Here is a 2192-nt window from a genome sequence, read left to right as displayed (position 1 = left end):
AGACCTCCGGCGGGCTCTGCATTGCGGTCGCACCAGGCAAGCTGGCGTCGCTGCTGACGGCATTGCAGAAACACGGTGTCGAGACGCGTGCCGTGATCGGGCGCGTGGAGGAAGGCGAGCCACAGATCGTTGTCGAGTAGCCGATGACCCAACTTGATGAGGACGAGCAGACCTTCAACTGCGTGGCCGGGAGCAAGAAAGCCTGCCATACCTGGTTTAAGAAGCGCTGCACGCCGCGTGGCGGTCGGCTACTTGGGAATCGGACAACCAATCCTGCGCAACCGACCGTGATCTCTGAGCCGACGCGTGTGGGGAAGTGGTTTAAAAGAGAGCAACAGCGCCACCAGGCGGGCTGGAAACTCACTATCCACTATCGAAAACTACGCCGTCGCCGTGTACAGATTCCCGAGCTGGGCCTCGATGCTTGGCTGGAGTGGCCCAGGAATGGAGCATGCTACAATATCTGGTCGTTTTAACCGCTTGAAATGTGTATAATCAGCCGATGAGTATGCGTTTCATTCGGGGAGTTAGCAGTGCATGAGCGGATTCGCGGGCTGGATAGTCTACGTTTTCTGTGTGCTACGCTGGTGGTTTTGGGGCACATAGGAATTCCTGTTCCACTGTCGGTAGCACTGGCGACTAACATACAGAATGGGCTTGCCAATCTGTTTAATAGCCCGGCGGCTGTGATTGTCTTTTTTGTGATCAGCGGTTTCTGTATCCACTATCCCTATCAAACGCGAACCGTACTGCCGCTTTATTCCTACTACACACGTCGTCTCATTCGAATTCTTGTTCCTGCCGGGGCTGCTATTGGTCTCTGGAGGGCACTTGGTGAGATTCCTCAGGCACCAGATTTTGGTATCTTTTGGAGCGTTTTGTGTGAGGTTATCTATTACCTTTTGTATCCACTTCTCTTTCTTCTGCGAAAGAAATTTACCTGGGAACAGCTGATTACAGCGACAATGCTCCTTGCTCTTGGGCTTACTATGGCGAACCTGGAGCTGCTGCGGATCGCACACAATGGCTACACAGCACTGGGGCTCTGGACCTGGCTTGTGGGGTTGCCGTGTTGGTTAATGGGGTGTTGGCTTGCGGAGAACTATACTCACTTCCCGGAACTCTCTATGGCAAGGCTTGCTCTGGTACGTGGTGCCATCTTTCTTACGAGCATTGCCCTCCGTGTGGTGAAATTTCATGTAGCTTCTCCACTGGCGAGCAACTGCTTCACACTCAATCTTTTTGCCTGTGCTCTTGTCGGCTGGCTGGGACTGGAGATTGGCTACTATCGAAACCCTAAAAATACGCCGCGCTTTGAGAAACTTGGCCTCTGGAGCTACTCGCTCTATCTTCTCCATCCTATCGGTCATCGGTTTCTGTTCTTACCTGCAAATCTGCACTGGCCGAAGTTCACTTTACATAGCGCGACATTACTTCTCGCCTTCGTTGTACCTTACATTTTTTACTTGATTGTCGAGCGTCCCTCACATCGCCTGGCGCGCTATGTGGCCGCGCGTAAAAATTCCTAGCGGAAATGGAAATACAGCGCCGCGATGTCGTTGCCCAGCGAGATGATGTAGTGGACGAGAAAGCACGGGAGAAACGATTTGAAACGAATGGCGACCGGGGCGAGGAGGATTCCCCCCGGTAGCGATGACCAGAACTCGGCGGGGGGCTTGCCTAGGTGCAGGACAAAGAAGGGGAGCGCCTGGACGATAGCGGCGGCCCAGGTGGGCATGATCTTACGCAGGCCAAAGAGCAGGTAGCCCCGGAAGAACCACTCCCACGCGAACATGTAGAAGCACATCACGGTCTCGTGGTAGAGAAAGCGCCCGTAGTCTATCTTGCCGCCGGTGTACTGCCCGCCGTGCCACTCCATCCCGTAGAGAATCCCACTGGAGCTGAGCCAGGGAATGTAGTACGCTTGAAACTGCTTCTGGCCGGAGAAGAGCGCCAGTACGGGGATATAGGCCAGGCCGATCACCAAGGAGAAGAGCAGAGCACCTCGCGCGTTGCCAGGGGTCAGGCCGAAGTCGCTGAGCTCGCGGCGCAGGGCGACGAGAATCCAGGTAAGGGGCGGCAGGAGCAAGACGGCGATATTGAAGAGGCTATAGTCATCGAAGCCGTGGAACCGCGTGGGGCTGCGGAAGGCGGCCCAGCCGCCGTTTTTCCAGAGCAGTAGCGTGCTGATC

General features: G+C 55.3%; 4 protein-coding genes. 3 read left to right on the top strand and 1 reads right to left on the bottom strand.

Annotation, left to right across the window (positions count from 1 at the left end; all coding sequences use genetic code 11):
* The 3 genes from ACH2EH_RS03895 to ACH2EH_RS03885 form a co-directional block, all read left to right on the top strand.
* Positions 1-140 (top strand): AIR synthase-related protein (locus ACH2EH_RS03895; RefSeq protein WP_395139154.1); only part of this gene is annotated, 140 nt, incomplete at its 5' end.
* Positions 141-143: 3 nt separating this feature from the next.
* Positions 144-476, top strand: coding sequence for a hypothetical protein (locus ACH2EH_RS03890; protein WP_395139153.1), 333 nt, complete (start codon positions 144-146; stop codon positions 474-476).
* A 57-nt stretch (positions 477-533) separates the two neighbouring features.
* The gene (locus ACH2EH_RS03885) at positions 534-1529 is read left to right on the top strand and encodes an acyltransferase family protein (protein ID WP_395139151.1); all 996 of its coding nucleotides are present in this window, start codon (positions 534-536) and stop codon (positions 1527-1529) included.
* On the opposite strand, the gene ACH2EH_RS03880 is transcribed toward ACH2EH_RS03885, so the two are convergent.
* On the bottom strand, positions 1526-2192 hold a 667-nt coding region (locus ACH2EH_RS03880), incomplete at its 5' end, for a CPBP family intramembrane glutamic endopeptidase (protein ID WP_395139150.1). The genes ACH2EH_RS03885 and ACH2EH_RS03880 overlap by 4 nt on opposite strands.

The sequence above is a fragment of the Armatimonas sp. genome, from assembly GCF_043760365.1.
Classification (GTDB): domain Bacteria; phylum Armatimonadota; class Armatimonadia; order Armatimonadales; family Armatimonadaceae; genus Armatimonas.
The sequence above is the reverse complement of the archived record's forward strand: the minus strand, read 5'-3'. Positions and strand labels throughout refer to the sequence as shown.